Here is a 1,977-nt window from a genome sequence, read left to right as displayed (position 1 = left end):
GGCCGAAGGGCGGAACCGGACCCGGGGCCCCGGATCGGTCCGGGGGCCGGTCCTGCGCCCCAGCCTCCCGGCGCATCTCCATCCCGCCCTGGAGCGGGCGCGCTCCGCCTGACGGCACCGGCCCTTCCGCCCCGCGGGCGCGGCTGGCAAGCGGGGCGGCATGGCCTCCATCCTCCTCTACCTCCTGGCCGCCCTGGCGGAGATCGCCGGCTGCTTCAGCTTCTGGTCCTGGCGCCGCCTGGGACAGAGCCCGCTCTGGCTGCTGCCGGGCATGGCCTCCCTCGCCGCCTTTGCCTTCCTGCTGACGCTGGTGGACAGCAGCGCGGCAGGCCGCGCCTATGCGGCCTATGGCGGGATCTACATCGCCGCCTCGCTGTTCTGGCTCTGGGGCATGGAAGGCGTGGCCCCCGACCGCTGGGACCTTGCCGGCAGCGCCCTCTGCCTCCTCGGCAGCGCCGTGATCCTCTTCGCGCCACGCAGCGGCTGACCGGGAGCGCTGCGCCTGGCGGCGGCCCCCAGGAGGGGCAAGAGGCCGGGGAAGAGGCGAAGGTGTCCCCCGGGACGCGAAACGGCAGCAGTGACGCCTGGATCAGTCCAGCGTCGCGCCCGAGGCCTCCACCAGCCGGTGCCAGTATTCCGTCTGCGTCTGCAGATAGGCCGCGAAGGTGGCTGGGCTGTCGTCCCAGACAGGGGTCAGGCCCTCCGGCACCACGCGGTCGCGGAAGGCTTCCGAGCGCACGAGGCCGGTGAAGGCCGCGAAGAGGCGACCGATCCGGTCCGGGGCGGTGCCGGCGGTGGTCAGCACCGCGTACCAGGCCTGGGCGTCGATGCCGGAGCCCGGCAGCAGCTCCTCCATGGACGGCACGTCGCGCAGCTCCGGCACGCCGGTCACGCGCCTGGCCGAGCCGACCGCCAGGGCGCGGAACTCGCCGCTGCGCAGGTGCGGCAGGATCGCCGGCGCCACGTCGAACATCATGTCCACGTTGCCCACCAGCAGGTCGCGGATCGCCAGGGCGCCGCCGCGATAGGGCACATGGGTGATGTCCACTCCGGTCGCCTTTTGCAGCGCCGCCAGTGTCAGGTGGCTCACCGTGCCGGTGCCGGAGGAGCCCATGGTGATCTTCCCGGGCGCCGCCTTCGCCGCGGCGATGAGGTCGGCGAAGCTCTTCCAGCTGCGGTCGGCCCGCACCACCAGCACCAGCGTTCCGGACGCGACACGGGTGATCGGGGCGAGGTCCTTCAGCGGATCGAAGCTCATGGAACGGCGGTACAGGAAGCGGTTCGCCGCCAGGATCGTGGCCGAGCCGAGCAGCAGCCGGTAGCCGTCCTTCGGCGCGCGGACCACGGCCTCCGCACCCAGGTTGCCGCCCAGCCCGCCACGGTTCTCGACCTGGACCGGCTGGCCCAGGGCGGGCTGCACCTGTTCCGCCAGGAGGCGTCCGAGGATATCCACCGCACCGCCGGCCACATAGGGCACGATCATCTGGAGAGGGCGGTCCGGGAAGCTCTCCTCGGGCGTGGCGGGCGGCACCGACGGGGAGGCCGCGTCCCGGGACGCTTCCGGAGCACCCCCTTGGGGCGCCCTCTGGTTCACCCCCTGGTTCACCCCTTGGGCCAGGGCGCCGCCGGGGCGGGGCAGCAGGGCCGCCAGGGGGATCAGCATGGCGCGACGGCGCGGGGTCATCGCTCGGCTCCCGGGGTTCATGCGGCTTCCTCCTCGCAGCAGCCCGGTCCGCCTGCAAGACCCGTACCGGCCGCGGCCACCGCGCAGGCGGCAGGGGGACGGCAAGGGGACAGGTCAGCGCGCCGAGAGGCTGTGGATCAGCACCGCCGCGGCGACGGAGACGTTGAGGCTTTCCACCCGGCCGGAGCCCGGCAGCGTCACCCGCGCGGCGCAGGCCCCGGCGGTGACCGGGGCGACGCCCTGTTCCTCGTTGCCCAGCACGAGGGCGATAGGCCGCCCGCGCGGCAGTTCCC

At 73.9% G+C, this 1,977-nt stretch carries 3 protein-coding genes; 1 reads left to right on the top strand and 2 read right to left on the bottom strand.

What is annotated here, in order from left to right; translation table 11 throughout:
- Positions 1 to 160 precede the first annotated feature (160 nt).
- On the top strand, positions 161 to 487 hold the full coding sequence (locus ROTAS13_RS23755) for a YnfA family protein (protein ID WP_019459618.1): 327 nt from the start codon (positions 161 to 163) through the stop codon (positions 485 to 487).
- 102 nt (positions 488 to 589) lie between these two features.
- Here ROTAS13_RS23755 and ROTAS13_RS23750 read toward each other — a convergent pair whose 3' ends face one another.
- A complete protein-coding gene (locus ROTAS13_RS23750) occupies positions 590 to 1,684 on the bottom strand; it encodes a tripartite tricarboxylate transporter substrate binding protein (RefSeq protein WP_083755696.1) in 1,095 nt (364 codons plus the stop codon).
- A 114-nt stretch (positions 1,685 to 1,798) separates the two neighbouring features.
- Entirely contained in the window at positions 1,799 to 1,954 is a 156-nt protein-coding gene (locus tag ROTAS13_RS23745; protein ID WP_256371408.1) for a TrmH family RNA methyltransferase, read from the bottom strand.
- Between the last annotated feature and the right edge of the window lie 23 nt (positions 1,955 to 1,977).

This window comes from Roseomonas sp. TAS13, from assembly GCF_001950415.1.
Taxonomy (GTDB): Bacteria; Pseudomonadota; Alphaproteobacteria; order Acetobacterales; family Acetobacteraceae; genus Roseomonas; species Roseomonas mucosa.
Note: the sequence above shows the minus strand (reverse complement) of the source record. Positions and strands in the feature narration are given on the sequence as shown.